General features: G+C 41.3%; 30 protein-coding genes and 1 pseudogene. 19 read left to right on the top strand and 12 right to left on the bottom strand.

The features are described from left to right. Positions 1–15: 15 nt before the first annotated feature. From DK415_RS04510 to priA, 3 genes are all read right to left on the bottom strand, one after another. Positions 16–585, bottom strand: a complete 570-nt coding sequence (locus DK415_RS04510) for a TetR/AcrR family transcriptional regulator (protein WP_109432636.1) — start codon at positions 583–585, stop codon at positions 16–18. 199 nt (positions 586–784) lie between these two features. Then, entirely contained in the window at positions 785–1612 is an 828-nt protein-coding gene (gene ftsN, locus DK415_RS04505) for a cell division protein FtsN (protein WP_109432635.1), read from the bottom strand. A 106-nt stretch (positions 1613–1718) separates the two neighbouring features. Continuing rightward, positions 1719–3917 (bottom strand): primosomal protein N', encoded by a 2199-nt coding sequence (priA, locus tag DK415_RS04500; RefSeq protein WP_109432634.1) that lies wholly within the window; start codon positions 3915–3917, stop codon positions 1719–1721. A gap of 225 nt (positions 3918–4142) precedes the next feature. On the opposite strand from priA, the gene rpmE reads away from it, so the two are divergent. The 4 genes from rpmE (at position 4143) to DK415_RS04480 (ending at position 7946) form a co-directional block, all read left to right on the top strand. After that, the gene (gene rpmE / locus DK415_RS04495; protein ID WP_006716752.1) at positions 4143–4355 is read left to right on the top strand and encodes a 50S ribosomal protein L31; all 213 of its coding nucleotides are present in this window, start codon (positions 4143–4145) and stop codon (positions 4353–4355) included. 61 nt (positions 4356–4416) lie between these two features. Further along, entirely contained in the window at positions 4417–5262 is an 846-nt protein-coding gene (locus DK415_RS04490; protein ID WP_109432633.1) for a glycosyltransferase family 2 protein, read from the top strand. 593 nt (positions 5263–5855) lie between these two features. Beyond that, positions 5856–6884, top strand: a complete 1029-nt coding sequence (locus DK415_RS04485) for a glycosyltransferase family 9 protein (RefSeq protein WP_109432632.1) — start codon at positions 5856–5858, stop codon at positions 6882–6884. 9 nt (positions 6885–6893) lie between these two features. Beyond that, a complete protein-coding gene (locus DK415_RS04480; RefSeq protein ID WP_109432631.1) occupies positions 6894–7946 on the top strand; it encodes a glycosyltransferase family 9 protein in 1053 nt (350 codons plus the stop codon). Between the two features lie 3 nt (positions 7947–7949). On the opposite strand, the gene mutM is transcribed toward DK415_RS04480, so the two are convergent. The 4 genes from mutM to radC form a co-directional block, all read right to left on the bottom strand. Further along, complete coding sequence (gene mutM / locus DK415_RS04475; protein WP_109432630.1) at positions 7950–8765, bottom strand: bifunctional DNA-formamidopyrimidine glycosylase/DNA-(apurinic or apyrimidinic site) lyase; 816 nt, start codon at positions 8763–8765, stop codon at positions 7950–7952. A gap of 69 nt (positions 8766–8834) precedes the next feature. Further along, positions 8835–9005: a 50S ribosomal protein L33 gene (gene rpmG / locus DK415_RS04470; protein ID WP_005613503.1), complete on the bottom strand. Its 171-nt coding sequence runs from the start codon at positions 9003–9005 to the stop codon at positions 8835–8837. An 11-nt stretch (positions 9006–9016) separates the two neighbouring features. Continuing rightward, positions 9017–9253, bottom strand: a complete 237-nt coding sequence (gene rpmB, locus DK415_RS04465; RefSeq protein ID WP_005542826.1) for a 50S ribosomal protein L28 — start codon at positions 9251–9253, stop codon at positions 9017–9019. Positions 9254–9462: 209 nt separating this feature from the next. Further along, positions 9463–10122 carry a RadC family protein gene (gene radC, locus DK415_RS04460; RefSeq protein WP_109432629.1) on the bottom strand — a complete coding sequence of 220 codons (660 nt, stop codon included), beginning with the start codon at positions 10120–10122 and terminating at the stop codon, positions 9463–9465. Between the two features lie 176 nt (positions 10123–10298). On the opposite strand from radC, the gene coaBC reads away from it, so the two are divergent. From coaBC to crp, 5 genes are all read left to right on the top strand, one after another. After that, positions 10299–11498: a bifunctional phosphopantothenoylcysteine decarboxylase/phosphopantothenate--cysteine ligase CoaBC gene (gene coaBC, locus DK415_RS04455; protein WP_109432628.1), complete on the top strand. Its 1200-nt coding sequence runs from the start codon at positions 10299–10301 to the stop codon at positions 11496–11498. Positions 11499–11567: 69 nt separating this feature from the next. Then, positions 11568–12023, top strand: a complete 456-nt coding sequence (gene dut / locus DK415_RS04450; protein WP_109432627.1) for a dUTP diphosphatase — start codon at positions 11568–11570, stop codon at positions 12021–12023. Next, positions 12023–12622: a nucleoid occlusion factor SlmA gene (slmA, locus tag DK415_RS04445; protein WP_006716723.1), complete on the top strand. Its 600-nt coding sequence runs from the start codon at positions 12023–12025 to the stop codon at positions 12620–12622. Before dut ends, slmA begins: the two co-directional genes overlap by 1 nt. Before the next feature lie 23 nt (positions 12623–12645). Then, positions 12646–12864 (top strand): YheU family protein, encoded by a 219-nt coding sequence (locus DK415_RS04440; RefSeq protein ID WP_109432626.1) that lies wholly within the window; start codon positions 12646–12648, stop codon positions 12862–12864. 38 nt (positions 12865–12902) lie between these two features. Next, the gene (crp, locus tag DK415_RS04435; protein WP_109128369.1) at positions 12903–13550 is read left to right on the top strand and encodes a cAMP-activated global transcriptional regulator CRP; all 648 of its coding nucleotides are present in this window, start codon (positions 12903–12905) and stop codon (positions 13548–13550) included. Between the two features lie 119 nt (positions 13551–13669). On the opposite strand, the gene gorA is transcribed toward crp, so the two are convergent. The 3 genes from gorA to DK415_RS04420 form a co-directional block, all read right to left on the bottom strand. After that, positions 13670–15040: a glutathione-disulfide reductase gene (gene gorA, locus DK415_RS04430; RefSeq protein ID WP_109432625.1), complete on the bottom strand. Its 1371-nt coding sequence runs from the start codon at positions 15038–15040 to the stop codon at positions 13670–13672. A gap of 109 nt (positions 15041–15149) precedes the next feature. Then, positions 15150–15995, bottom strand: a complete 846-nt coding sequence (locus DK415_RS04425; protein ID WP_109432624.1) for a 23S rRNA (adenine(2030)-N(6))-methyltransferase RlmJ — start codon at positions 15993–15995, stop codon at positions 15150–15152. A 92-nt stretch (positions 15996–16087) separates the two neighbouring features. Then, positions 16088–18655 carry a penicillin-binding protein 1A gene (locus DK415_RS04420; protein WP_109432623.1) on the bottom strand — a complete coding sequence of 856 codons (2568 nt, stop codon included), beginning with the start codon at positions 18653–18655 and terminating at the stop codon, positions 16088–16090. A gap of 110 nt (positions 18656–18765) precedes the next feature. Between DK415_RS04420 and DK415_RS04415 the strand changes: the two genes are divergently transcribed. From DK415_RS04415 to DK415_RS04380, 8 genes are all read left to right on the top strand, one after another. After that, positions 18766–19587, top strand: coding sequence for a type IV pilus biogenesis protein PilM (locus tag DK415_RS04415; RefSeq protein ID WP_109432622.1), 822 nt, complete (start codon positions 18766–18768; stop codon positions 19585–19587). Next, positions 19584–20102, top strand: coding sequence for a PilN domain-containing protein (locus DK415_RS04410; protein ID WP_109432621.1), 519 nt, complete (start codon positions 19584–19586; stop codon positions 20100–20102). Before DK415_RS04415 ends, DK415_RS04410 begins: the two co-directional genes overlap by 4 nt. Next, complete coding sequence (locus tag DK415_RS04405; protein WP_109432620.1) at positions 20099–20626, top strand: competence protein; 528 nt, start codon at positions 20099–20101, stop codon at positions 20624–20626. Before DK415_RS04410 ends, DK415_RS04405 begins: the two co-directional genes overlap by 4 nt. A gap of 10 nt (positions 20627–20636) precedes the next feature. Then, the gene (locus DK415_RS04400; RefSeq protein ID WP_109432619.1) at positions 20637–21023 is read left to right on the top strand and encodes a pilus assembly protein PilP; all 387 of its coding nucleotides are present in this window, start codon (positions 20637–20639) and stop codon (positions 21021–21023) included. 19 nt (positions 21024–21042) lie between these two features. Then, the gene (locus tag DK415_RS04395; RefSeq protein ID WP_109432618.1) at positions 21043–22467 is read left to right on the top strand and encodes a type IV pilus secretin PilQ; all 1425 of its coding nucleotides are present in this window, start codon (positions 21043–21045) and stop codon (positions 22465–22467) included. Positions 22468–22681: 214 nt separating this feature from the next. Continuing rightward, entirely contained in the window at positions 22682–23209 is a 528-nt protein-coding gene (gene aroK, locus DK415_RS04390; RefSeq protein WP_048750075.1) for a shikimate kinase AroK, read from the top strand. Positions 23210–23242: 33 nt separating this feature from the next. Then, complete coding sequence (gene aroB / locus DK415_RS04385; RefSeq protein ID WP_109432617.1) at positions 23243–24331, top strand: 3-dehydroquinate synthase; 1089 nt, start codon at positions 23243–23245, stop codon at positions 24329–24331. Between the two features lie 4 nt (positions 24332–24335). Beyond that, positions 24336–25202, top strand: coding sequence for a Dam family site-specific DNA-(adenine-N6)-methyltransferase (locus DK415_RS04380; RefSeq protein ID WP_109432616.1), 867 nt, complete (start codon positions 24336–24338; stop codon positions 25200–25202). Positions 25203–25301: 99 nt separating this feature from the next. Here the strand turns inward: DK415_RS04380 and DK415_RS04375 are convergent, their stop codons facing one another. Together DK415_RS04375 and DK415_RS04370 are read right to left on the bottom strand one after the other, a co-directional pair. Next, positions 25302–25880: an NAD(P)H-dependent oxidoreductase gene (locus DK415_RS04375; RefSeq protein ID WP_109432615.1), complete on the bottom strand. Its 579-nt coding sequence runs from the start codon at positions 25878–25880 to the stop codon at positions 25302–25304. Positions 25881–26039: 159 nt separating this feature from the next. Continuing rightward, a complete protein-coding gene (locus tag DK415_RS04370; RefSeq protein ID WP_204098398.1) occupies positions 26040–26240 on the bottom strand; it encodes a type 2 periplasmic-binding domain-containing protein in 201 nt (66 codons plus the stop codon). Between the two features lie 38 nt (positions 26241–26278). On the opposite strand from DK415_RS04370, the gene DK415_RS04365 reads away from it, so the two are divergent. Together DK415_RS04365 and DK415_RS04360 are read left to right on the top strand one after the other, a co-directional pair. Next, positions 26279–26623 carry a nitroreductase family protein gene (locus tag DK415_RS04365; RefSeq protein ID WP_109432614.1) on the top strand — a complete coding sequence of 115 codons (345 nt, stop codon included), beginning with the start codon at positions 26279–26281 and terminating at the stop codon, positions 26621–26623. After that, positions 26545–26962, top strand: a pseudogene (locus DK415_RS04360) (IS1595 family transposase); the annotation flags it as partial. The gene DK415_RS04365 and the pseudogene DK415_RS04360, both read left to right, overlap by 79 nt. Positions 26963–26992: the final 30 nt, after the last annotated feature.

Raw genomic sequence — 26992 nt, 5'->3', positions numbered from 1 at the left:
ATATCTCTTGAGTGATTATTGATTTTTAACAGCCCGCCAAGTCCGTTCAATCACAGACTCCAGCATTTCTGTTGAAACTTCTTTGATAAAATGTTGGCATTTGAAGGCGATATTAATCGCGCTTTCCAACGAGATGGCAAATAAAATATGGGTTGGCAAATCTGCCACTTCGCCCGCCTCTTTTGCTTTATTACAAAACTTATGCCACAGGCTATCTTGCTCCCATTCCCGACAAATATCAGTAAATCCCGGCAAGGATTCGTATTGGTGCATATTACTCATGAGCGTTGGATCGCTTTGCAAAAACGTCCAAATATTCCACCACATTTTCCGGTATTGCTCGGCAAAAGATTGCGTTTCATCGTGATCTTTTTCCATCGCACGTTGAAACGAGAGGAAAATATGACGAGCGAATTGGGCCAACAATTCTTCTTTATTTTTAAAATAAATATAAATGGTCCCCGGCGAAATTTTTGCAGCCTTTGCGATTTTATGCATGGACAAATTCGGCAAGCCTTCCACCGCCATCAAATTGTCTGTTGCAGAAAAAATCCGCTCAATCATATCCATTTCAGATTGATTCATAGTCATTCGTAAACATTGAGTAAATCGTTAAGAAGTGCGGTGAAAAATATTTTCACCTCGCACATGGGGTAGGTTGCATACAGTCAATACATTACCACTGAATGAACGTTCGTTCATTTTATTGATTTTTTGTTTTTTGGCAAGTTAAAAATAAAAAAGTGCGGTGATTTTTCACCGCACTTTTTTGTTGTTTCATTCATTACATGGCAATCACAACACAGTTAATTACGCTCTTAGCTTTTTCCTGCATCTTCACTGCGGCGTTGCGATCCCCTGCCGGCCCAACCACAACACGATTCCAATCCGCGCTTTCTTTCACTCTCGCCGGCAATCCAAGCAAGCTTAAACGCGCCTGCAAACCTTCTGCCTGTGCTTTATTTTTAAAAGCACCACATTGTAAGCCATATTTACGCTCACCACTACTGCTTGTCGCTGTTTGTTGAGCAGTTTCCGTTTTTTTCTGAGATTCAGCCTTCACTGTTTGCTCAGTTTTTTTCTCTTCTTTTGTTGCTGTTGCAGTCGCTTTCTTCGCTTCTACAACTTGAGGTTGCGGCTTCGATTGTACTTGAGGCTGTTGCGTTGCTTGTGTAGTAGCCGCTTGAACCGGTTGTTGCGTAGCGGCTTGTGCAGTTTGTTGGGCTTCTGCCGCTTTCGTTTTTGCCAATTCAGCTTGTTTTTGCTCTTCTTCCATCGCAGCCAAAATCTTGCGTTGTTCTTCTGTTAAACGCATATTTTTATCCAAGGATTTTGGATTATCATCAATCGGCACCGTGCGTGTTTCCAATGCCTTGATATAACTCCACACTTCTTCCGGGCGATTCGGTAAAACACTTTTCGGTTGTGTTTTTTCGACGGTTTCTTGTGGTTGCATCATGTTTTCCGGCGCTTTTTCCTTCAACAAATACAACCCGAATGCAAATGCTGCCACAATCATGATGGCGAGCATGAACAACACCGACTTATTACTTTTGCGCTGTTTCTTCTTTTTCTTTGCGCCGCTACGGGCAGCGTAATCACGTTGAGCCACGATAAAACCTGTTTAATCTAACTAGAATAATAATTAACGATATGACAATAAAAAATTCCGCTAATTCTACTGAAAAATTGCTTTATTGACTACAAAAAAGCCGAAACTAGCTTAAATCCAACGGATCCACATCTAAAATCCACCGCACTTTTGTTGCTTGATCGCCTTGGTCACGTCCAAATGCCGTCAAGACCTGATGCAAAGTTGCACGAGAAGGATGCAGCAATAATAACTGCCAACGATATTGCCCTGCTTTTTTACTGAATGGCGCGGGCATTGGACCTAATATTTGTAATTCTGGGACAATATCTCGTTTCACCTGCTGTAAATATTCCGCAAACTGCGCCAACAAATGCTCTGCGTCTTCGCTATGGCGGCTTTGCGCTTTGAACAAGGCTTGCGAACTGAAAGGTGGTAGCCCCATCGCTTTACGCAAGGCGAGGGCATTGAGGGCAAATTGGTTGTAACCTTGTTGCAACAGACTTTGTAACAAAGGATGTTCCGGATAATGGGTTTGTAAAAGCACTTCGCCTTGTTGCGCACCGCGCCCCGCACGGCCTGCCACCTGCATATAAAGTTGAGCCAGCCGTTCTTCCGCACGAAAATCCAATGAAAACAACGCACTATCCACATTGACTAGCGCCACTAAGGTAACATTCGGGAAATGATGTCCTTTTGCCAACATTTGGGTGCCGATAAGAATTTGGCTTTTGCCCTGTTGAATATCCGCTAAATAACCTTCCAGTTTGCCTTTGCGCGCCGTCGTGTCACGGTCAATTCGAGCAATGCCGTAATTTGGGAAAATTGCTTTTAAGGTATCTTCTAGCTGTTCCGTACCTAAGCCCGTGGTGATTAATTGGGTAGAACCGCAATTGCCGCATTGGCGCGGAATCGGCTTTTGTGCACTGCAATGATGACAACGCAACACATTGTGTTGTTGGTGATATGTGTAAGGTTTATCGCAATGACGACATTCCGCCATCCAACCACATTCATGGCACAACAACACCGGCGCAAAACCGCGTCGATTCAAAAACAGCAACACCTGGTTGCCTTTTTCTAAATGCGCCTGCATGCGTTTTATCAGGATTTCCGATAAACCGTTGCGCATTGACTGATGTTTTAAATCAATGATGTGTTGCTGAAGTGCGGTGGACTGATTGGCTTTTTCTGATAGGCATAAACGCTGATATTTTCCCTGCTGCACATTATTCAGACTTTCCAAACAAGGCGTTGCCGACCCCATTAAAACGGGAATATTCAGTTGTTTTGCATACACCACCGCCAAATCCCGAGCATGATAACGCCAACCATCTTGTTGCTTAAAAGAAGCGTCATGTTCTTCATCGATAATAATCGCGCCTAAATCGGCAAATTGCGTAAACAGCGCTGATCGCGTGCCAATAATGACCGCACTTTGCCCACTACGCGCACGTTGCCACACGTGCAATCGTTGCGTGTCATTCAAATTGGAATGCAACACATCAATCACCACATTAAAACGGGCTTGGAAACGGCTTACCGTTTGTGGCGTCAGCCCGATTTCCGGCACCAAGACCAACACTTGTTTACCTTGATTTAAAATCTCTTCAATAAATTGCAGATAGATTTCTGTTTTGCCTGAACCTGTCACCCCGTCCAACAACCACGCGACAAACCCTTGAGTAAATTTCAATTGGCTAAACACCAACGCTTGTTGTTTGTTAAGCGTTAATCGATCAGCTTTATTGACGATTGGTTTACCGGCTAATTGTTGTTGCCAGGTTTGAATTTCCGGTTCTTGAGCGATTTCGGTAATGTATTCTTTGGCTTTCAACGCCGACCAAATGCCGCTACCAAATGGGTTGTTGCCTTTTTCCATCCCATCATTTGCCGCCTGCAATGCTTCAAGTTGTTTTTTCGAGCGTTTTAGTAAGCCTTGCGCCAACGCTTGCTCGCCAAGTGCGGTCGGTTTCCAAAAAACTTTTTGTTTTTCCACCGCACTTTCCCCTTGGCGCAACTTCACCGGCAAGGCTTGTGACAACACTTCGCCCAAAGGCGCATGATAATAATTTGCCGCCCAATTTAAGAACTGCCAACTTTCAGGTGAAAACAGTGAAGTATCATCCAGACAGGCTAGCACAGGCTTCAACTGTTCTTCAGGCACGTCGGTCTGTTCCACAACGTCAACTACAACGCCAACCCGTTTCTGCGCCCCAAACGGCACAAGCACCCGCGCTCCAACGACTACCTTCATCGATGTAGGGAGGACATAGTCAAAATAGCGATATAGCGGCACCGGAAGTGCAATTCGGGCAAATGGCATGAATGGAAATTCAGTGAACTAAAATGGGCTCGGAATATAGCATTTTGGGGGATTATTGTCTATTTAGTGGCAGATGGGTTGAATGTCATTTTCTTTTTCTGTAAAATTCGCGTCCTTACACACAAGCGTGCCATTTATAATGGCGTAATATTAATCTCATGCGGTGTCAGGGATTGCTTTTGCGATTGGCTTGATAGCGGCATGGCTTCAAATTTGAGGTTTTCTATGAAACAAGGTATTCATCCTGAATATAAAGAAATTACTGCAACTTGTTCTTGCGGTAACGTGATCAAAACTCGTTCTACCTTAGGCAAAGACATCAACCTTGATGTGTGCGGTAAATGCCACCCATTCTATACAGGTAAACAACGTGTTGTTGATACCGGTGGTCGTGTTGAACGCTTTAACAGCCGTTTCAAAATTCCAGGTACGAAGTAATCTGAATCTTAGCCCTCGCAATTGCGGGGGTTAGTTTTATTCATAAAAATCTAAAATAGATATGCCCAAAATTACATTTGCAATTGCTACATATAATCGTCAAACTTATATTGACAAGATGTTAGCCTCACTAAAAGAGTCTGTTAATATAGAAAATATTAATGTAAGAATATATGATGATCATAGCACTGAAATATCTGAAGAATATCTGGCTATTAAATTTCCTTTTGCCAAAAGCATTATAATAAGAGAGTATAACTTAGGTGCAGATAGAAACTCTATTGAAATATATAAAGACTTTCTGAAAACAGGTGATGAAATTCTAGTTAATGCAGATTCAGATTTAATATATAGACCTAATTGGTTAGAAATTATTTTAGAGAATTTACCAAAAACTGATGGAGTCTTATCTTTATATAATTCTAATAAGCATCCATTTATTAACGAGAATAATAGTAATGAATTATTCGGAGAAAAATTACATCTTGGCAATGCAGGAACAGTATTATCTAGAAGTATTGTAGAAAAAATAATAAATAATTTACCTGACAACACTAAATATTTTGACTGGGAGTGGTCTTCCTTACTAAAAAAAGAGGGAATTAAATTATATTGCTTATATGAAAGTTATATCCAACATATAGGAATTTTAGGACAAAATAATAAAGGACTAATTAATGACTTTGATTATGGAATTAATTTTATTCCAGAAAGTAAAATCAACCAAATCATTATTTCAAATTTTATTGATGAGCTATTTAAAGAAAACAAAGAGTTTATTGATAAAAAACAACAGGAAATCGGCTGTAAAATAAATAAAATAAATAAATTAGACTATAAATTAGGACATGCCATCATGTCTATTCCGAGAGAGTTAATGAGATTATTCCATAAAATACTTAAATGATATACCTATAAATAATAGCTAAATGTATTACTAGGTAAAAGAAATAGAGCTAGTAATGTTTATTTAAAAAATATTTTCCATCATCATAAAATTTGTTGAAAATATAATTGAGTGCATAGTAGATTTTAATATAGGTATTATTTTTAGTTACTAAAGAGAACCAAAATAGAAATCTAGAAGAATTACGTAAGAGTCTTACTTAAAAGAGCAATAAAACCGTTTGCTTAATAAAAAGAAAAAATTCTATAAACAACTTGATGGAATTTTTATAGCAAAACTAAATCTTTAATTATAAGAGATGATAAGCTATAATTTGATAAAATAATTAGTAATCCAAGCAAAATAATTCATATATTATAATATGAGATATACTTTGGTGATAACTTAAATACTGTAATATCTTCAACATAGGTAATTATTTATTATTGGATAGTAAGAAAGGAGGTTTTTCATGTCTACTAGGAAAATATTTACTGAAATTTTATACTAAAAAAAGTTAATATTATTTGTACAAGACTTTTATTCTACGCTGAAAGAAGTAATATTTTCAGTTAACTCTATTTTAAACAACCATGAATATTTAGTGACCCAACATGAAACTTAAGAATATATTTAGAATCATTCGTTTATATATAGGGAAGTTTATTTTAGACAAAGAAAAACATGCCACTTTATATATTAAAACACCGAGAAAGATCATTTTCTTACGTCAAGATGGAAAAATTGGGGATTATATTGTAAGCTCTTTTATATTTAGAGAAATAAAAAAATTTAATCCCAACATTAAAATTGGTGTAGTATGCACAATAAAAGATGCATATTTGTTTAAAAATAACCCTTATATTGATCAACTTTATCTAGTAAAAAAACGAAATATTTTAGACTATATTAAATTTGGCTTAATTATTTCAAAAGATAAATATGATGTCGTCATTGATCCAACTCTATCAATAAAAAATCGAGACCTACTCCTACTGAGATTAATCAATGCAAAAATTTATATTGGTTATAAAAAATCAAATTATAATATTTTCACTCATAGTTTAGAAAATGATGAGCATTTCTCTAGAGTATATCAAAAATCCTTAGAATTAATAGGAATATCAGATATAGATACTACTTACGATATTCCTTATGATAAAAATAGCGCAATTGAAATTCAAAGATTCTTACAAAAAAATAATATTCGAGATTATATCTCTGTAAACTTCTTTGGGGCATATAAAGCTAAAAAAGTAAATAGTGAGAATATTAAAAACTACTTAAAGTATCTGACAGAAATCACAAAAGGCAAGCAATTTGTACTATTAAGTTACCCAGAAGTAACACCTTTATTAAAAAATTTATCTAAAGAATATAACAATATCTTTGTTCATGATACAAAAAATATTTTTCATACTATTGAATTAATTCGCAATTCAATTCAATTAATATCAACAGATACTTCAACAGTACATATAGCATCAGGGCTTAATAAACCAATCATTGCTATTTATAAAGAAGATATTATTGCATTTAAGCATTGGAATCCTAACTGTAAAAATGAAACACATATTCTTTTTTATAAAGAAAATATTAACGAGCTAAGCCCACAAGAAATTAAAATAGAATGGTTAAAATAAATTAATTTTATGTCAATACTAAAAAAACTTATTACTAAATTAGCAGGAAAACGAAAAGAAGAAAAAATAGATTTAATGGCCATTAAATCAGTTTTATTAAAGCCAATTGGGGATGCTATTGGGGATGCTATTGCCCATACGGCACATTTGAAACAGCTAAGACTTGCCAATCCTGAACTCATTATTGGTGTGATCGTTACTGAGAGAAATCGAGATATTTTTGCTCATTCCAATTTGGTCAATGTTTTTCTTGAGGATAAGCCTTTAAATTATATTATTCAACGGCGTAAATGGGATCTATACCTTGACTTTCAGCCGACTTATACAACTAGATCCATTACCTTGGAAAAACTATTATCGCCCAAATACATAATTGTCTTCAATAAGAAACATAAAAAAAATTATAATCTTAATACTATCAAAAACTATAATTTTGCCTGCCCACAAAGTAATACTACACATATTGCGGATTATCTAAATCATTCTGTCATTTCTTCTTATTTAGATCCAAAATCTGCCGAATATACACTAAAAAATCAAGACAGTATTAAATTTGAAGTACTTTGGGGAGATAAACGAAGAATATTATTAGCACCAGAAGGTAGCACAAGAAAAATCCCAATAAATGAGTTTGCTGAATTATTAAACTCGCTTTCTCCAGCAATATTAGGAAATACACTTTTTGTACTCACAAATACGAAAGAAAGCACTACTTATTTTAAAGAATTAATGACGTTATGCCACGATGGAATTCAGATAAAATTATCTCCTAAAACGACAATTCAAGAATATATACAACTAGTTTCTTCTGCGGATTTAATTATTGGTGTTGATAGCGGAACAATTCATCTTGCAATTGCACTAAAGAAAAAATTTTTAGCATTTTATGCACGGAATATAGCTAATTTTTGTCGCTGGCAACCGAGAGGTAATGCAAATATTTCTTATAAAACGATTATGAGCAAAATAGAAAGTGATTCAAATAATTACACCCACGATTTTCCTATGAAAGAAGCTGCTAATTGGATAAATGAATTATTTCAAACACATCCCACACAATAAATCCTACCCTTTCTTCTGACACATCGGGCAATAAAAGCTGTTTCGTTGTCCGATGGTTAAACTTTCAATTTTTGTACCGCATGTTGGACAAGGTTTGCCTTTGTTGCCATAAACCAATAATTCTTGCGCAAAATAACCTGGTCTGCCATCAGGTTGTAAGAAATCTTTGAGTGTCGTTCCGCCTTGTTCAATGGCTTTGGCAAGAACGGATTTAATGGTTTCAACCAAACGTTCACACTGTTTCCGGGTGAGATTCGCGGCAAGTTTTAATGGGTGCAATCCGCATAAAAACAAACTTTCATTTGCATAAATGTTGCCAACGCCCACCACCACAGTATTATCCATTAAAAAGGTCTTAAGTGCGGTCGTTTTTTTGCGAGATTTTTTGAAAAGATAGTCTGCGTTAAATTCCTCTGATAGTGGTTCCAGCCCCAGTTTCAAAAATAAATGAAACTCATCTAATTTTTCCGTCCACAACCAAGCCCCAAAACGGCGCGGATCGTTATAACGCAATAATCGACCATTATTCATCACAATATCCAAGTGATCGTGTTTATCAATCGGGCTGTCATGCGGTACGATTCTTACGGTTCCTGACATCCCTAAGTGCCCGATGATATAACCTTGTTCGGTATGAATGATAAGGTATTTGGCGCGGCGGGTAAGATCCAGAATTTTTACTTGATGCAATGTCGCTAATTCCGGTGATACTGCCCAGCGGAGTTTCGGCTGACGTACCTCGATTTTTTCAATCATGTAATCTTTTAGATAAGGGCTTACGCCACGTAGTGCGGTTTCAACTTCAGGTAGTTCAGGCATTCTCTTTCTCCGATAGCCACTGGATATAAAAAAACCCGAACAATGTCGGGTTTTTCAATTCGTGCAAAATTATTTGATTTTTGCTTCTTTATAAATAACGTGTTTACGCACAACTGGATCAAATTTTTTGATTTCCATTTTTTCAGGCATATTACGTTTGTTTTTGTCAGTTGTGTAGAAATGACCGGTTTCTGCGGTAGAAACTAAACGGATTTTCTCACGAGCACCTTTTGCTGCCATTTGTTAGCTCCTTAGATTTTCTCGCCACGAGCACGGATTTCAGCTAAAACTGCATCAATGCCTTTTTTATCAATAATACGCATACCTTTTGCAGTTAAGCGTAATGTTACGAAACGGTTTTCACTTTCAACCCAAAAACGGTGAGTGTGAAGGTTAGGAAGAAAACGACGACGAGTCGCGTTCATTGCGTGAGAGCGGTTGTTACCCACTGCCGGACGCTTGCCTGTTACTTGACAGACTCTAGACATATTAATCTCCAATAATGAAATTTAAGCTCGAGCTTACGGTTCGGAATATTTCAAAAATCGCTTTTTGAATGACCTCGTCAGGTCGTATAACCCGACCCGCATACTATATTAAAGGTCGTGCATTATACTCACTTTATATTGCATTCTCAAGCCTAAATCCTGAATTTGCTGACATTAAAACTAAAATTTATCCAAAAGTGCGGTCAGTTTTAGAGAAGATTTTGTTCCGCAAAGGAAAAATAATCGCCTTTGCCAATCACAAAATGATCCAGCACTCGAATTTCCACCAACTCCGCCACCTGTTTGATAGTCTCCGTAATTTGTCGGTCGGAAAAGCTTGGTTCCGCTACGCCGGAAGGATGATTATGTGCCAAAATAATCGCCGCCGCATTGCAAGCCAACGCCTCTTTGATAACTTCGCGCGGATAAACCATCGCTTTATTAATTGTGCCAAGAAACAAGCGCTCCTGCTTAATCAAGCGATGCTGGTTATCCAAGAACAGCACTAAGAAAATTTCTCGTTCCGTATTTTCCAACTCTGTTTGTAAGTACATTTTCACCGTCTCTGACGAACTGAAACAATACCCTTCTTTGAGTTCCGCCAATAAATAACGACGGGTCATTTCCGTGCAAGCTTGCAATTGAATAAACTGCGTAATGCCAATGCCTTTCATGGCACAAAACTGCTTTTGATTGGCGCTAATAAGCCCACGCAACGACCCAAAATGTTGTAACACATTTTTCGATAGCTGCATCACCGGACAATCTTTAATCCCCGTACGCAAGAAAATGGCCAAAAGTTCAGCATCTGTCAGTGTGGCGACTCCATATTTTAAGAGCTTTTCCCTTGGCATTAAGGCCTCATTCATTTCTTTAACCTCGCAAAAAATAACAGATTCGCTATTCATTCACAGGACGTCGTAAAATCCAAAAAGTACATTCAAAAGATGGGATTGGGATCGCAAAATAAGATTTTTGATTAAATCATAATTCAAGTAGAATAAGCGAATTCATCTCCGAGTCAGTCAATTCATGGGATTCAAGCATGATTAATCTAGAAAATAAACGCATTGTTGTGGGTATTACCGGCGGCATTGCCGCGTACAAAACCATCGAATTAATTCGTTTATTACGCAAAGCCAATGCGCAGGTTCACGTGGTGCTCACGCCTGCTGCCGCAGAATTTGTGACCCCACTCACCTTACAAGCGATTTCCGGCAATGCCGTGGCACAATCGTTATTGGATCCGCAAGCAGAACTGGCAATGGGACATATTGAATTGGCGAAATGGGCGGATGTCGTATTAATCGCGCCAGCCAGTGCCGATTTTATTGCGCGCTTAACTGTCGGCATGGCGAACGATTTACTTTCTACGATTTGTCTTGCCACCAACGCACCGATTTTACTTGCACCGGCGATGAACCAACAAATGTATCGTCAAGCCATAACGCAGCAAAATCTGACCGCACTTTTAAGCCGTGGCATACAACTTATCGGCCCGAACAGTGGCGAACAGGCATGTGGTGATGTGGGCGCCGGGCGGATGTCTGAACCTTCTGAAATTTTCACCGCACTTTGCCATCATTTTACTGTGCAGCAAGATTTAGTCGGTCTCAATGTTGCTATCACGGCAGGCCCAACGCGTGAAGCCATCGATCCAGTGCGTTACATTTCCAATCACAGCTCCGGTAAAATGGGCTTTGCCATTGCAGAGGCTTTTGCCAAACGTGGGGCACAGGTGACACTAATTGCCGGCCCGGTGAATCTCTCCGCCTCACCCAATATTCATCGTATTAATGTCATTTCCGCGCAAGAAATGTGGCAAACTGCCTTAGAAAGTGCGGTCAAAAATCACATTTTTATTGGTTGTGCCGCAGTGGCGGATTACCGTATTGCGGATGTCGCTGATCAAAAAATCAAAAAATCGGCTGAAGAAATGACGTTAAAGCTCGTTAAAAATCCGGACATTATCGCGGATGTGGCGCATCTTACGGAAAAGCGCCCTTTCACTATTGGGTTTGCGGCTGAAACGCAGAATGTTGCCGATTACGCGAAAGATAAATTGACGCGCAAAAATTTGGATATGATTTGTGCCAATGACGTTTCCGGCGGGCAAGTGTTCGGACAAGATCACAATGCGCTACACCTCTTTTGGAAGCATGGCGAAAAAGCCTTGCCGCAGGCGGATAAAAATACATTGGCAGAAGCATTAGTCACTGAAATCATGGCGCGTTACCGTCAATAAAAAAACACAGCAAAAACCAACCGCACTTTATCAAAAACACAAAAGATTTCGTTAAAGGAAAAGATCACAATGAAAAAAATTGACGTTAAAATTTTAGATAGCCGTCTTGGCAACGAATTTCCCCTGCCAACGTATGCTACTGAAGGATCAGCCGGTTTGGATTTACGTGCACTTCTAGACAATGGCATTGAAATCCAACCGGGTGAAACCAAATTAATTCCAACGGGGCTTTCTATTTATATTGCCGATCCCAATTTAGCGGCAGTGATTTTACCGCGTTCCGGTTTAGGCCATAAACACGGCATTGTGTTGGGCAATTTAGTCGGTTTAATCGATTCTGATTATCAAGGTCCGCTCATGGTTTCCGTGTGGAATCGTGGCAATGAACCGTTCAAAATTGAAGTAGGCGATCGCATCGCGCAATTAGTCTTTGTGCCCGTTGTGCAAGCAGAATTTAATATCGTCAACGAATTTAATGCCACAGAACGCGGCGAAGGCGGTTTCGGCCATTCAGGTAAACACTAATGGAACAAACCAATAAACGCAGTATTAAAGAACGCCGCCAACAAGTGTTGACGGTGCTCACGCATATGTTGCATTCCGAACGCGGCATGGAGCGTATGACAACGGCGCGTTTAGCCGCAGAAGTGGGCGTATCAGAAGCGGCGTTGTACCGTTATTACCCGAGCAAAACCAAGATTTTTGAAGCCTTAATTGAGAATATCGAAAGCACATTGCTGAATCGCATTTCACAATCTATCAAAAATGAAACCAACACCATGCAACGGGTAAAAGACATCCTGCAGATGATCTTGGATTTTGCCCGTAAAAACCCCGGTTTAACCCGTGTTTTAACGGGCCATGCGTTGATGTTTGAAGATGCCAAACTACAAGCCCGCGTTGCTACCTTTTTTGACAGGCTAGAATTGCAGTTCGTGAATATTCTGCAAATGCGAAAATTGCGCGAAGGACGCGGATTTAACGTGGACGAACGCATTATCGCCGCACACCTCGTCACCCTCTGTGAAGGGCAGTTTATGCGCTATGTGCGTTCCAATTTCCGACACACACCAAATCAAGGGTTTAGCCAGCAATGGCAGCTCATTGAAAGCTTATTTGCATAATTTATTTATTTAGGTAATATGTCGTGATTATTCCTTGGCAAGAACTGGCGGAAGACACCTTAATCAATATTGTGGAAAGCGTCATTTTACGTGAAGGAACCGATTATGGTTCACATGAACAGACTTTCGAACAAAAAAAGAAAGCGCTACTGAACAAAATCCGCCAAGGAAGTGCGGTGATCGTTTGGTCTGAGTTACATGAATCTATCGATATAAAAAATAAAACGGAATTTTTTAGATAAACTTTTTAGTTTTTCATTGTTAGCTGGAGGTTTTCACCGTGCAGGAACAAAACGCACAAGTTACAACGCCATCAACGGATCCAACCCTTGATTGGTTTTTATCTCATTGTCATATTCATAAATATCCATCTAAAAGCACATTAATCAATGCCGGTGAAAAGGCTGAAACCTTATACTATTTAATTCAAGGTTCCGTTTCCGTTTTAGTGAAAGATGAAGATGGCAAAGAAATGATCCTGACTTATCTAAGCCAAGGCGATTTCTTCGGGGAAGCCGGTTTATTTGAAGAAGATCAGCGTCGTTCCGCCTGGATAAAAGCCAAAGCGGCTTGTGAAGTTGCTGAAATTTCCTACCGTAAATTTCGCCAATTAATTCAAGTTAACCCTGAAATTCTAATGCTCCTTACCGCGCAGTTGGCACGTCGTTTACAAAACACCTCACGCCAAGTCAGTAACTTGGCTTTCTTGGATGTTACCGGGCGCATTGCTCAAACCTTATTAAACCTAGCCAAAATGCCGGAAGCGATGACTCATCCGGATGGTATGCAAATTAAAATTACCCGCCAAGAAATCGGCCAAATGGTAGGCTGTTCCCGTGAAACCGTTGGGCGCATTCTCAAAATGCTAGAAGATCAACATCTCATTTCAGCCCATGGCAAGACCATCGTCGTTTATGGGACCCGTTAAAAACACAATAAAATAAGACCGCACTTTAGTTGAAATACTAAAGTTTGTGTCTAACATAGTGAATAAAGAATACAAAAAAGGTCTGAAAACTCAGACCTTTTTTATTTAATAAGTGTTAATTAACGCATTGTTACAAACTCTTCCGAGCCTGTTGGGTGAATAGCCACTGTGTTGTCAAAATCTGCTTTTGTCGCGCCCATTTTAATAGCAACAGCAAAACCTTGGATCATTTCGTCCACGCCAAAACCAATGCCGTGTAAGCCCACAATTTTTTCCTCTTCACCAACGCACACCAATTTCATGCGGCAAGCTTGACGATGTTGGGTGACAGCCGTGTACATAGAAGTAAAGGACGATTTATACACTTTTACATTTTCCGCACCATATTGTTCAATGGCTTGTGGTTCGGTTAATCCCACAGTGCCGATTGGCGGATGACTGAACACCACAGAAGGCACTAAATTGTAGTCTAAATGTTCGTTTGGTTTATTGTTAAACAGGCGTTCGGATAAACGACGTCCGGCTGCAACCGCTACCGGCGTGAGTTCAATGCCACCTTCAATAATATCGCCTACCGCATAAATACCCAGCACATTGGTGTTTTGGTATTTATCTACCTTGATGAAACCTCGCTCATTCGCTTCTACGCCGGCGGCGTGTAAATTAATTTTATCCGTTGTCGGCTCACGTCCAATGGCCCAAATCAGGCAATCTACGGTTTGCTCGCGACCATCCTCTAATTTAAGGGTCACAGAACCGTCTGCATTTTTTACCACTTCGTTTGGAATGGCATGGGTGTGTAACGTAATACCGTCTTGTTGCATGGATTCCACCAAGGTTTCCACCATCATTGGATCAAAATTACGCAACGGCGCGTGTTTACGCACAAATAAATGGGTTTCCACACCAAGGCTGTTTAAGACGCCGGCCAACTCCACGGCAATATAACCTGCGCCAACAACAGCTGTACGTTTAGGTAGCTCGGTTAACGCAAAAACGCCATTAGAATCAATACCGTATTCTGCGCCTTTTATTGCAGGAATACTTGGACGTCCACCGGTAGCAATCAAAATATGATCTGCTGTCACTTGTTCAGTAGTGCCATCGGCGAAAGCCACTTCAAGGGTATTTTTATTGACAAACTTGGCAAAACCGCGAATCACATCCACGTTATTTTTTGCTAATACGTTATCGTATGAGGTATGAATGCGGGAAATATAGGCTTGACGGCTTTCCACCAACTTAGCGAAATCAAATTTTTTGACGTCCACATCAAAACCGTAATCCGGTGCATAATGATGGATGGCTTCCGCAATTTGTGCGCCGTAGAACATCACTTTTTTCGGCACGCAGCCCACGTTAACACAGGTTCCGCCTAAATGTTTTGCTTCAATAATGGCACATTTTTTGCCATAACTTGCTGCCCGGTTAATGGAAGCAATTCCACCGCTGCCACCACCGATGGCAATGTAATCATAATGTCTAGTCATATTCTTTTCCTTATTAATAAACTGGGCGCTATTCTGCCCAAAGGATGTTCACAAATCAAACAAATAGGATAAATCGGTCTAATCGGTATTATCTTATGCTGGCGTCATCTTATTCAGGTGTAATCCAGTTTACCGACCAACTGCCGGTACCTTGCGGCACAAGTGCGGTGGTTAAATACGGCAAAATGGATTTCATCTGCTGTTCCAACATCCAAGGTGGATTCACCACAATCATGCCACTCGCCGTCATACCGCGCTGATCTGAATCCGGGCGCACCGCCAATTCAATTTGCAAAATCTTACGAATGCCCGAAGCTTCCAAACCTTTAATGATGCGCTTGGTTTGCTGACGTAGCACCACAGGATACCAAATCGCATACACACCAGTCGCAAAACGTTTATAACCTTCTTCAATGGCTTTCACCACCCAATCATAGTCTTCTTTCAGTTCATAAGGCGGATCAATTAGTACCAAGCCTCGACGCTCTTTAGGAGGCAATGTGGCTTTGACTTGCTGAAAGCCATCGCCGATTTTCACCGTCACATTTTCAAATTCTTTGAAATTATTGCGTAATAACGGAAATTCGCTTGGGTGTAATTCCATCATTAACGCACGATCCTGTGGGCGCAATAAATTGGCGGCTAATAACGGGGAGCCAGCGTAATAGCGCAATTCTTTCCCGCCATAGTTGAGTTTTTTAATCAGTGCCACATACCGCGCCACTTCTGGCGGTAAATCCTCTCGTCCCCACAAACGACCAATACCATCCACATATTCAGCCGTTTTCTCCGCTTCTGCACTAAATAAACGATAACGTCCCGCGCCTGAATGCGTATCTAAATAATAAAAACCTTTATCTTTCTGTTGCAGGCTTTCAATAATCAGCATTAACACGATATGTTTCAACACATCCGCATGATTACCTGCATGAAAACTATGACGATAACTGAGCATAATTCCTACTTATAAAACGTTAAATAAAATGACCGCACTTTTCCCCAAAAAGGAAGCCCGACAGCTGCCGGGCTTCAAAAACAAGTCGCGGTCTAGAATAATTCTTCCCGTTGGCCACCCGATGCGCCACCGCCTTCCTGCAGATCGCTAGGCACATAATAACCACGTTCTTCCACATAAGCTCGGGTCGGTTCGGTGCCTTTAATGAAGTATTCGACACGTCCACCACCAGATAATAAGCCGGAACGCGGATCAATATTTTTCTCGACAATATTCGCCGGAGTCGGCAACATGCGTTCAGGTACCTCTTTCAAAATGGCCTTCATGTAACTAATCCACGCCGGCATCGCACTTTTCGCACCAGCCTCTCCGCGACCTAAATCGAATTTATTGTCATCAAAACCAATATACACAGCCGTCGTTAAGTTCGCGCCAAACCCGGCATACCACGCCACTTTGGAGTTATTGGTCGTCCCGGTTTTACCGCCAATATCCTTACGCTTGATCTCATTTGCCATGCGCCAACTGGTGCCTTTCCAATCTAGCCCTTGTTCACCATAAATCGCCGTATTTAATGCACTACGAATCAAGAACGCCAATTCACCACTAATGACACGTGGCGCATACTCAACTTGCGAGCTGTTGGTTTTTGCTTGCGCCATGAAATTTAAATTTTCTTCTTTCACAGAATCAACACGTGGCTGTAACTCCGGAATATCCGGCACAGTTTCACCTTGATCTACTTCTTCGCCGTTCGTGGAATCATCGCTGCGTTTCAAGCCATCAGCCATGGTCAAATCGGTATTTTTGAAACCATCTAATTTTTCCGTTTCGCCGTAAATCACAGGAATACTGTCGCAAGTTGGGCAGGCGACTTTAGGGTTGGCCACAAAAATTTCTTTGCCGGTATTATCTAAAATCTTATTAATAATATAAGGATCAACTAAATAACCACCGTTATCAAATACTGCATAACCACGCGCCATTTCAAGCGGCGTAAAGGAAGCCGCACCTAATGCAAGGGCTTCACTGGCAAAATACTGATCTCGTTTAAAACCAAAACGTTGCAAGAAATCCGCAACAAACTCGACACCGGCCATTTGCATGGAGCGAATGGCAATCATGTTTTTAGATTGGCCTAGTCCCACACGTAAACGCAACGGACCATCATAACGATCCGGCGAGTTTTTCGGACGCCATTCCTTTTGTCCCGGCTTTTTCAACACAAGCGGCGTATCTTGCAACACACTGGACAAGGTCAAGCCTTTTTCCAATGCAGCCGCATAAATGAACGGTTTAATGGAAGAACCTACTTGCACTAATGATTGTGTCGCACGGTTAAATTTACTTTGTTCAAAACTGAAACCGCCCACAATCGCTTCAATGGCGCCATTGTCACTATTCAAAGAAACCAACGCAGAATTGGCGCGTGGAATTTGCCCCAAGACCCATTCACCTTTATCGTTTTTACGTAACCAAATTTGCTCACCTGTTTTCACCGGAGCAGACTGCCCCGTCCAGCGCATCGTACTACTTGGCAACGTTATTTTCTCACCGGATGCCAATAAAAGCTCTGCACTCGATTTAGATACATTCATGACGGCAGCCGGAATAAACGGCTCAGAATTTGGTAACTTTTTCAGAAAACCAATAATAGTGTCATTATCCCAAGAGGCTTCGCCTTTTTTCCATAAGGGTTCACCACCACGATAACCATGACGCATATCGTAAGCGATTAAATTATCACGTACCGCTTTTTGCGCCGTTTCCTGATCTTTGGAAAGCACCGTGGTGTACACTTTATAGCCTTTGGTATAGGCGTCTTCTTCACCGAAACGTTTTACCATTTCCTGACGCACCATTTCTGTGACGTAATCAGCACGAAAATCCAATTGCGCACCGTGATAGCTGGCGACAATCGGCTCTTTCAACGCAGCATCATATTCTTCCTGAGAAATATATTTTTGATCCAACATACGCCCCAACACTACATTACGACGCTCTAATGCACGTTTCGGGGAGAAAAGTGGATTCATTGTAGAAGGTGCTTTCGGTAAACCTGCAATCACGGCCATTTCGGACAAAGTCAGTTGATTTAATTCTTTACCAAAATAGGTTTTTGCCGCGGCCGCCACACCATAAGAGCGGTAGCCCAAATAAATTTTATTTAGGTAAAGCTCAAGAATTTCGTTTTTATCCAGAGCATTTTCGATCTCAATAGCTAAAATCGCCTCTTTGGCTTTACGAATCAAACTTTTTTCCGGCGTTAAGAAGAAGTTACGCGCCAACTGTTGCGTGATGGTACTCGCCCCTTGGGAAGCGCCACCTTTACTGATTGCCACCATCACGGCACGGCCGATCCCGATCGGGTCTAGCCCGTGGTGTTCATAAAAACGGCTGTCTTCCGTCGCCAATACCGCATCAATTAACTTTTGCGGCACCTCATTTAATTTCACCGGAATACGGCGCTGTTCGCCCACTTCACCAATCAACTTACCGTCAGAAGTATAAATTTGCATTGGCTGTTGCAACTCAACGGTTTTCAGCGTTTCCACGTCCGGCAAATCGGATTTTAGCTGCACATAGACAACGCCCACAGCAATACAACCCAAAATGAACAGCGTTAATAAGGAACTTAATATTAATTTTGCGATCCGCATCGAAAAATTCTCACTTAGTTAAATGCAATAAAAGGAATGAAAAATATAGTGGCTAAGTATAAAGACTACGCAACAAAAACGACAGTAAATATTGCAAACAAGGATACTTCATGTTCATCAGACATCAGCACGCCATTCAAGTTGGCCTTTGCTATCACCCACAACATATTGATGTTCTTTGGTTCGATTCACAAAACCAAGCCCAGTTTTTACAATGTAGCGAACTGGATTTACTTACACTCTCTTCCACGTTAAATCAGAAATTAAATCAATCACCGAGAAGAGCAAACTATAAATTCATTACCGCCATTATGCCGCAGCATATCTGGCAAAAAAGCCTTATTCTGCCGCAAAACCTGAATACCCAAGAATGCGAACAGCAGTGTCATTTTACCCTTACCCACGAATTGCCAATTCCACTTGAGGAAGTTTGGTATGACTATACGGCGATGCCGCTAAAACAAGGATTTCGTTTAGATATTTTCGCGATTAGACAACAAATTGCGAAAAACTATTTAAATCAATTTATTCCCTTGCAAATTGATGTGTTAGATAGCGTTGCCAAAGCTGTTTTACGCGCCAGCGAATATATTTTAGAGCAAGCATTACCGATCGACGCCTTAGTGTTATACCAAGACGAAAGCGGCGCATTAGCGATTCACCCAAAACGACAACAAACCCAAACACTGTTTCAAACGGACGGAAATTTGACCTCACTTTTTGAGCAATATTGCCAGCGTTATGATGAAAAACCGGAAAAAGTGTTCTATTACAGCACTGAATCTACACCACACATTGCATCAGACTGGGTGGAAATAAACACCTCCCTTCCTTTTATCGCCCTTGGTAATGCCTTGTGGCAACAAGAAACGTTACAAAAATCCACCGCACTTTTTGGTGTTAAAGCGCCACCTTTAGAGAAAATGACATGAAAAAAGACATGAATTTGTTGCCTTGGCGCATTAAACAGCTTCGACAGAAAAATCGGCGTTTGTTGGTTACCCTATTTATCGGGGCAACGTTATGTACGATCGGCACATTATCGCTCACCCATTTTGCGGAAGGCTATACCGACAATGCGGGCAAAGCACAGTTGCAATACACCGGCCATCAACAAGAATTACACGCAATACAACAACAAATCCAACAATTTCGGCACAGTCATGCGCAATTGGAAACCCTTCAGGAAATTCCGAAAGAAACGCTTTTTTCTTTGTTAAATCAATTAGCTGAGTTTCCACTTACACAAGGTGAATTAACGGAATTACACCTCAATACCGAACATCTTATGCTCAAGGGATATGCTGAAAACCAAGAAGAGTTTTCTCGCCTCAATGGATATCTCTCCGCACAACCGTTATTTCGCGAAGTTAATCTGGTGGAATTTAAACCACAAGCGCAAGAACTGCGTTTCCAATTTAATGTAAAGATAAAAACAACACCATGAATTTCAGACAAAAACTTACCGAGACATTGGCCCATTGGCACCGTTTACATCCCTGGAAACAACACTCCACGTTACTTTTCCTCGGCGTATTTACCCTCTCTTTCCCCTTGCAACATTATTGGCAACAACGTGCTCACATGACACATATGGAGCAACAATTACAAACGCAACGGGAAAACTTAGCACATCAACAAAAACTGTTAGCCGCTCTAAAAGAGAAAGCGGCAACGCAATTACTCACACCGGCGCTGGCTGCCAAACTGCCACCGATTAATCAGCAAATCCAACAACTTGCTCAAGGTTTGCAAATCGTACAAAGCCAATGGGATTTTCATCAAAAGCCCTTACTCAGGCTACAACTTCAAGGCCATTTCAAAGATTTACATTCATTTTTAACCGCACTTTTAAACGCGAACACAGAATTGGAACTCGTGGAATGGCAAGTTTCGCAACACGATGAAGCCAATGAGGCATCATCCATTCAAACAGAACTTTTATTTCAATTAAATAGCAAAGGAAACTAAGGAAAAACGAATGCGAGAACCACTTTTATACTTAATATTGGGCATTTTGCTCAGCTTACCCGCTGCAGCGAATGATCCATTTGATAAAACACAACGCCATCGCACCAAACCAGAACATGTCCAGAAACCAGAACAACCGCCAGCGCATTCATGCCAAACAGGGATCTTTCCAAACACGCCTTTTGCTCAAATTCAGATTGTTGGCATCATTCAACAACAAAAAGATTACCGACTTATTTTACAGGTCGACCAGCAAGTTCATTTGGCGAACGTCGGTGATGTCATCGCCGCAGAGGCAATCAAAATAGACCATATCGCCAAACAGCAAATTGCGTTTCTACGCAGAGAAAACAATCAACATTGTGAACAGACGCTCCCGTTCAATGTTCAGTTTTAAATCATTTTAAGGAAATATCATGCAATCGCTTTTTCTCAAGATCTTAAAGTGCGGTCTGTTTTTCGGATGTTTTTTCTCGTTCACCGTGCATGCCGAACAACATCAAACCTTTTCCATTCAACTCAAACAAGCGCCTTTAGTACCGACCTTACAACAACTCGCGCTGGCGCAAAATGTCAACTTACTGATCGATGATGAATTGCAAGGCACACTGACACTAAAATTAGATAACGTGAATTTAGATCAGATCTTTCGTTCCATTGCCAAAATTAAACAATTGGATTTATGGCAAGAAGACGGCATTTATTATTTAAGTAAACGTGATACCGCCGCCAAATTTGCCGGCAATATGACGGAACCTCAAGCCATTGCGGCACTGCCTTCGGAGGAAGAAACCTCGCTCACGACGGCCACCATTAAACTGCACTTTGCCAAAGCCTCTGAAGTCATGAAATCGCTCACTGGTGGCAGTGGGTCGATGTTATCGCCGAACGGCAGCATTACCTTTGATGACCGAAGCAATCTCTTGCTGATTCAAGACGAACCAAAATCCATCGCCAACTTGAAGAAATTGATCAAGGAATTGGATAAGCCCATTGAACAAATCGCCATCGAAGCACGTATTGTCACCATCAACGCCGAAAGTTTGAAAGATTTGGGCGTGCGTTGGGGGATTTTTAACCCGACAGAAAATGCCCACAAAATTGCTGGCAGTCTCGCCGCTAACGGCTTTGACAATATTGCCAATCAATTAAACGTCAACTTGCCCACCGCCACGACACCGGCCGGGTCTCTCGCGTTACAGGTAGCCAAAATTAACGGGCGACTTTTAGACTTAGAATTGACCGCACTTGAACGAGAAAACAATGTGGAAATTATCGCTAGCCCACGTTTGCTTACCACCAACAAGAAAAGCGCCAGCATTAAGCAAGGGACGGAATTGCCTTATATCATGGTGAATGAAAAAAGTGGTACGCAAAGCGTAGAGTTTCGCGAAGCCGTATTAGGGTTGGAAGTCACACCACATATTTCCTTAGATAAGCAAATTCTGTTGGATTTAATTGTCAGCCAAAACGCGCCGGGCAGTCGCGTGGCATACGGTTTAGGCGAGGTGGTTTCGATTGATAAACAAGAAATAAATACGCAAGTTTTCGCCAAGGACGGCGAAACCATCGTACTTGGCGGCGTCTTTCATGACACCATTACTAAAAGCTTAGACAAAGTGCCATTACTGGGAGACATTCCCGGCATTAAGCATTTATTTAGCAAAGAAAGTGATCGCCACCAAAAACGGGAATTAGTGATCTTCGTCACCCCACATATTTTGCGCCCCGGCGAGACATTGGAAAACTTGAAAGGCAAGCCAACACCTGAGAAAAAGAACAAGAAGCAAGAGAAATCCAAGACCGCACAAAATAAACCGAAAAAGGAAAGAAACCCGTAGTTTATTTTGTCTTTAACGCGGTATAAACGAAATAAATCGCCTGTTTATGTTGAAAAGAATGGCGATTTATTGAGATAATCTCGTGCAATTTTGGGGTGATCTTTTCAATTTTATTCAAAACTTTCACACGACCACATGAATCATGACTTGCGGTCGTTTCTTATTTTCTAAAAGATCACATTCTTTACGACGACATAAATTTAAGATTATAGCAATGGCAGAAAAACGTAATATTTTCTTAGTGGGCCCTATGGGTGCAGGTAAAAGCACCATCGGTCGCCAACTCGCACAATTACTCAACATGGATTTCGTCGATACCGATGCGGAAATTGAAGAACGCGCCGGTGCCGATATCGGTTGGATTTTTGATGTTGAGGGCGAAGAAGGGTTCCGTAAAAGAGAAGAACGTCTCATTAATGAATTAACGCAACGTCAAGGCATCGTGTTATCGACCGGTGGCGGCGCTGTACTATCAAAAGACAACCGCAATCACCTTTCCGCGCGCGGTATTGTGATTTACCTCGAAACTACCGTGGATAAACAATATCAACGCACACAGCGAGACAAAAAACGTCCGTTATTGCAAGATGTGACCGATCCGCGCCAAGTGTTGGAAGACTTAGCTAAAGTTCGCAATCCACTTTATGAAGAAGTGGCGGACATCACCCTACCAACTGACGAACAAAGTGCCAAAGTCATGGCGACACAAATTATCGACCTGATTGACAACTACAACGGTTAATACAAACGGTTAAACACCTTAAAGGCAAAGTAAATGTTGTGTGTAAATGTTGAATTGAAAGAAAGAAGCTACCCGATTCATATCGGTGCCGGATTACTCACGAATACCGATTGCTATCCGCTGAAATCCGGCAATAAAGTCATGATCGTGACCAATCCAACTGTTGCACAACATTATCTTTCTACCGTGACGGACACCTTAGAAAAAATCGGTTGTCTTATTGACCACGTGGTATTGCCGGACGGCGAACAATACAAAACCCTGGATTCTTTGAACCTGATTTTCACCGCACTTTTAAAAGCCAACCACGGACGCGATACCACGATCGTGGCATTAGGCGGCGGTGTCATCGGTGACGTGGCAGGCTATGCCGCAGCAAGCTATCAACGTGGCGTTCGTTTTATTCAAATTCCGACGACGTTATTAGCCCAAGTGGATTCTTCCGTGGGCGGTAAAACTGCGGTAAATCACGAATTAGGCAAAAACATGATCGGCGCGTTTTATCAACCGAGTGCCGTCATTGTCGATACGCTCACCCTAAACACCTTACCAAAACGTGAAGTCAACGCCGGCCTAGCCGAAGTCATAAAATACGGTGCGATTTTAGATTTCCCCTTTTTCCAATGGCTAGAACAACACATCGATAACTTAGTCGCCCTTGACCAAAACGCATTACAACAATGTATCGCCCGTTGTTGCCAATTAAAAGCAGATATTGTTGCGCGTGATGAAACGGAAAAAGGCGATCGTGCGCTATTAAATCTGGGCCACACATTCGGTCACGCCATCGAGACCTATTTAGGTTACGGCAACTGGCTGCACGGCGAAGCGGTATCCGCCGGCTGTATGATGGCTGCGGCGTTATCAGAAAAATTAGGCGATTTAACCCCACATGATGTCGCACGTTTAGAAAAACTTTTAGCGCGCGCCAATTTACCAACCGTTTCCCCGGATGGCATGACCGCACAAGATTACTTGCCGCTAATGATGCGTGATAAAAAAGTACTCAATGGCAAATTGCGTTTGGTGCTCCTCAAAGCCCTTGGACAGGCTTATGTGGCGACGGATGTCCCACAAGAACAGGTCATTGAAGCCATCAATCGTTGTACGCAAGTTGACTAACCCCATGCCTAAACCCGCTAAACCCACAACAAAAACCAAAAGCCGCCCCTTTCTCAAATGGGCGGGCGGTAAATATCGCCTCACAGACGAAATCAACCGCTTATTGCCAAAACGTAAACAATGTTTGGTCGAACCGTTTGTCGGCGCCGGTGCAGTATTTCTCAACAGCCATTTTGAACGCTACATTCTGGCAGACATCAACCCTGATTTAATCCATCTATTCAACATCGTCAAACAGGACGTAGAAGGCTACATCCAAGCGTGCAAACCAGTTTTCTTCCACCCGGATGCCAACACAGAAAGTTACTACTACAGCAAGCGTAAAGAATTTAATCAAAGTACCGATGTCTTCCAACGTGCCGTATTATTCCTGTATTTAAACCGTTTTGGTTTTAACGGCTTGTGTCGCTACAATTCCAAAAACGAATTTAATGTGCCCTTCGGTGCTTACAAAACCCATTATTTCCCGGAAGAAGAACTCCGTTTTTTCTCAACGAAAGCACAAAGTGCGATCTTTATTTGCGCTGATTTTCAACAAACCTTTCAAATGGCGGATAAAAATTCAGTCATCTACTGCGATCCCCCCTACGCCCCTCTTTCACAAGACAGCAATTTCACCAATTATTCGGGCAATGAATTTTCCATCGCCCACCAGCGTGATCTTGCCAACCTTGCCAAAGACACCGTAAAACAACGCAATGTCCAAGTAGTGATTTCCAACCACGACACGCCATTCACCCGTGAAATCTACCAAGGCGCGAAAATCCGCCGTTTAAAAGTACAACGCTCTATCAGCCAAGCGTCACATAAGCGAATTAAAGTACGGGAGCTGATCGCAATATTTAAAGCAGAAAAATATGCTGAGAAATGACCGCACTTTTTCGCAATAAAATATCCTCATTCTCTACGACAAAAAAACAAAGGTGAGCAAAAATGCTCACCTTTTAGGCTAATATTTCTCAATTATCAATTAACCAAATACTTTTTCCAAATGTGCTTGGTAGTCTGCTAAGTATTGTTCGACTTGTGGATTTTTAATCACATCGTTACATAAGAATGTCGGCAGACGGGTCAAGCCGATAAACTCGTTGAGTTTGTGGAAGTGCATGTATAAAGCATCCACACCTTTGCCTTCAAAGAAGTCGCCTTCGCGGGTGAAGGCTTCAATCGGCGCATTCCAAGTAAGCGAAAGCATGTATTTTCTGCCTTGCAACAAGCCACCTGTGCCGTAGCCTTCGGTGGGATTTACGCGATGACGGCCGTCACTCTGGTAAAGCTTGCCGTGTCCACCAGTTAATACTTCGTCTATGTATTTTTTCACTGTCCAAGGCTCGTGCATCCACCAACCCGGCATTTGCCAAATCACGGCATCCATCCAAACAAATTTTTCGATTTCTGCCTCAACATCATAGCCGGCATCAATCACAGTTTCTTTTACATTGTATCCAAGTGCGGTCAAAACTTCTTTCGCTTTTTTATGAAGCGTATGGTTTAACTCACCATGCGAATGACCAAACTCTTTTCCACCGTCTAGTAATAAAATATTCATCTTTTTGCTCCTAAATAAATAATTCAAAAAATGGGGCTGCAATTATGCCTTTTTACCCTATATTTAAAAAGTGCCTTTGCTTACCAGGCTATTTTCAGATCATAAGGGGAAATTTCTCGTACGCCATCAATTACGGCTAATCGGTAGCATCAACATTCACTATTTCCCATCAACTAAACAAGCCTTTTCAATCAACTCCCTTACCCAGCGATACGCAGGATCTTTATGGGTCCGTTCGTGCCAAATCAGTGTTTTGGTAAAGCCTTGAATTTTAAGAGATGGTTCAAAGCGCTTGAGATTGGGCAAGTTGGCAATCAAACGCTCAGGCACGACCGCCAGTAAATCGCCTTGCGCCAGCAACCATCCTTGACCCGAACGGCGATTATTTGCCGTATTTTATGTGCACCGTTCAGCAGCTACCTGAAGATACCGTTACCATGCGCTTGAAATTCTTCCGCCAATACAGTCAATTTGAAGGCGTATTTGCAGATAATCCGAGAGCTTTTTACGATTGGGCATGTAAGCAAAGTTATATTGCGCTGGGGAATATGCTGACCTCGGCAGCAATGATCGGTATTGACAGCACCCCGATTGAAGGTTTCCCTTATGCCAAAATGGAAGCGTTATTGGCGGAAAAAGGCTTATTTGATACCAAAGAATTTAAGGTAAGCGTGGTCGTGGCGCAGCAGGCAAAGTCGCGGTATTCGGGTTTCTCAAGAGAAATGGTAAAGTTTATACCGTAGTTATACCAAATTCCCAATCAGCAACACTAATTCGTGAGAAAGTTAAGCCCGATAGCATTGTTTACACAAGACACTTACTGTAGTTATGATGTGCTTGATGTCAGCGAATTTAGTCATTTCCGCATCAATCACAGTACGCATTTTGCTGAAAATCATAACCATATAAATGGAATTGAAAATTTTTGGAACCAAGCAAAACGTTATTTGCGCAAATTTAATGGCATTCCCAAAGCGCATTTTGAACTGTATTTGAAGGAATGCGAATGGCATTTTAACAATAGTGAAATAAAATCTAAAATTTCCATTTTAAAACAATTAGTTAAAGAGAATTTAATCTAGTTATCTGGTACAGACCAAAAATAAATTACT

Origin of the sequence: Aggregatibacter segnis (assembly GCF_003130075.1) — a bacterium.
In the GTDB taxonomy this organism is placed as follows: Bacteria; Pseudomonadota; Gammaproteobacteria; order Enterobacterales; family Pasteurellaceae; genus Aggregatibacter; species Aggregatibacter segnis_A.
Note: the sequence above shows the minus strand (reverse complement) of the source record. Positions and strands in the feature narration are given on the sequence as shown.

Bases quoted from the DNA above. Each gene is read 5' to 3' on its own strand.
- DK415_RS04410 (WP_109432621.1), top strand. From the start codon at position 19,584: ATGAAAAAAGACATGAATTTGTTGCCTTGGCGCATTAAACAGCTTCGA.
- DK415_RS04375 (WP_109432615.1), bottom strand. From the start codon at position 25,880: ATGAATATTTTATTACTAGACGGTGGAAAAGAGTTTGGTCATTCGCAT.
- aroB (WP_109432617.1), top strand. From the start codon at position 23,243: ATGTTGTGTGTAAATGTTGAATTGAAAGAAAGAAGCTACCCGATTCAT.
- DK415_RS04490 (WP_109432633.1), top strand. From the start codon at position 4,417: ATGCCCAAAATTACATTTGCAATTGCTACATATAATCGTCAAACTTAT.
- rpmB (WP_005542826.1), bottom strand. From the start codon at position 9,253: ATGTCTAGAGTCTGTCAAGTAACAGGCAAGCGTCCGGCAGTGGGTAAC.
- priA (WP_109432634.1), bottom strand. From the start codon at position 3,917: ATGCCATTTGCCCGAATTGCACTTCCGGTGCCGCTATATCGCTATTTT.
- DK415_RS04395 (WP_109432618.1), top strand. From the start codon at position 21,043: ATGCAATCGCTTTTTCTCAAGATCTTAAAGTGCGGTCTGTTTTTCGGA.
- rpmG (WP_005613503.1), bottom strand. From the start codon at position 9,005: ATGGCAGCAAAAGGTGCTCGTGAGAAAATCCGTTTAGTTTCTACCGCA.
- DK415_RS04380 (WP_109432616.1), top strand. From the start codon at position 24,336: ATGCCTAAACCCGCTAAACCCACAACAAAAACCAAAAGCCGCCCCTTT.
- slmA (WP_006716723.1), top strand. From the start codon at position 12,023: ATGGAACAAACCAATAAACGCAGTATTAAAGAACGCCGCCAACAAGTG.
- mutM (WP_109432630.1), bottom strand. From the start codon at position 8,765: ATGCCTGAACTACCTGAAGTTGAAACCGCACTACGTGGCGTAAGCCCT.
- DK415_RS04510 (WP_109432636.1), bottom strand. From the start codon at position 585: ATGAATCAATCTGAAATGGATATGATTGAGCGGATTTTTTCTGCAACA.
- gorA (WP_109432625.1), bottom strand. From the start codon at position 15,040: ATGACTAGACATTATGATTACATTGCCATCGGTGGTGGCAGCGGTGGA.
- DK415_RS04480 (WP_109432631.1), top strand. From the start codon at position 6,894: ATGTCAATACTAAAAAAACTTATTACTAAATTAGCAGGAAAACGAAAA.
- DK415_RS04365 (WP_109432614.1), top strand. From the start codon at position 26,279: ATGTGCACCGTTCAGCAGCTACCTGAAGATACCGTTACCATGCGCTTG.
- radC (WP_109432629.1), bottom strand. From the start codon at position 10,122: ATGAATGAGGCCTTAATGCCAAGGGAAAAGCTCTTAAAATATGGAGTC.
- DK415_RS04415 (WP_109432622.1), top strand. From the start codon at position 18,766: ATGTTCATCAGACATCAGCACGCCATTCAAGTTGGCCTTTGCTATCAC.
- coaBC (WP_109432628.1), top strand. From the start codon at position 10,299: ATGATTAATCTAGAAAATAAACGCATTGTTGTGGGTATTACCGGCGGC.
- rpmE (WP_006716752.1), top strand. From the start codon at position 4,143: ATGAAACAAGGTATTCATCCTGAATATAAAGAAATTACTGCAACTTGT.
- aroK (WP_048750075.1), top strand. From the start codon at position 22,682: ATGGCAGAAAAACGTAATATTTTCTTAGTGGGCCCTATGGGTGCAGGT.
- DK415_RS04485 (WP_109432632.1), top strand. From the start codon at position 5,856: ATGAAACTTAAGAATATATTTAGAATCATTCGTTTATATATAGGGAAG.
- DK415_RS04405 (WP_109432620.1), top strand. From the start codon at position 20,099: ATGAATTTCAGACAAAAACTTACCGAGACATTGGCCCATTGGCACCGT.
- DK415_RS04425 (WP_109432624.1), bottom strand. From the start codon at position 15,995: ATGCTCAGTTATCGTCATAGTTTTCATGCAGGTAATCATGCGGATGTG.
- DK415_RS04400 (WP_109432619.1), top strand. From the start codon at position 20,637: ATGCGAGAACCACTTTTATACTTAATATTGGGCATTTTGCTCAGCTTA.
- dut (WP_109432627.1), top strand. From the start codon at position 11,568: ATGAAAAAAATTGACGTTAAAATTTTAGATAGCCGTCTTGGCAACGAA.
- DK415_RS04420 (WP_109432623.1), bottom strand. From the start codon at position 18,655: ATGCGGATCGCAAAATTAATATTAAGTTCCTTATTAACGCTGTTCATT.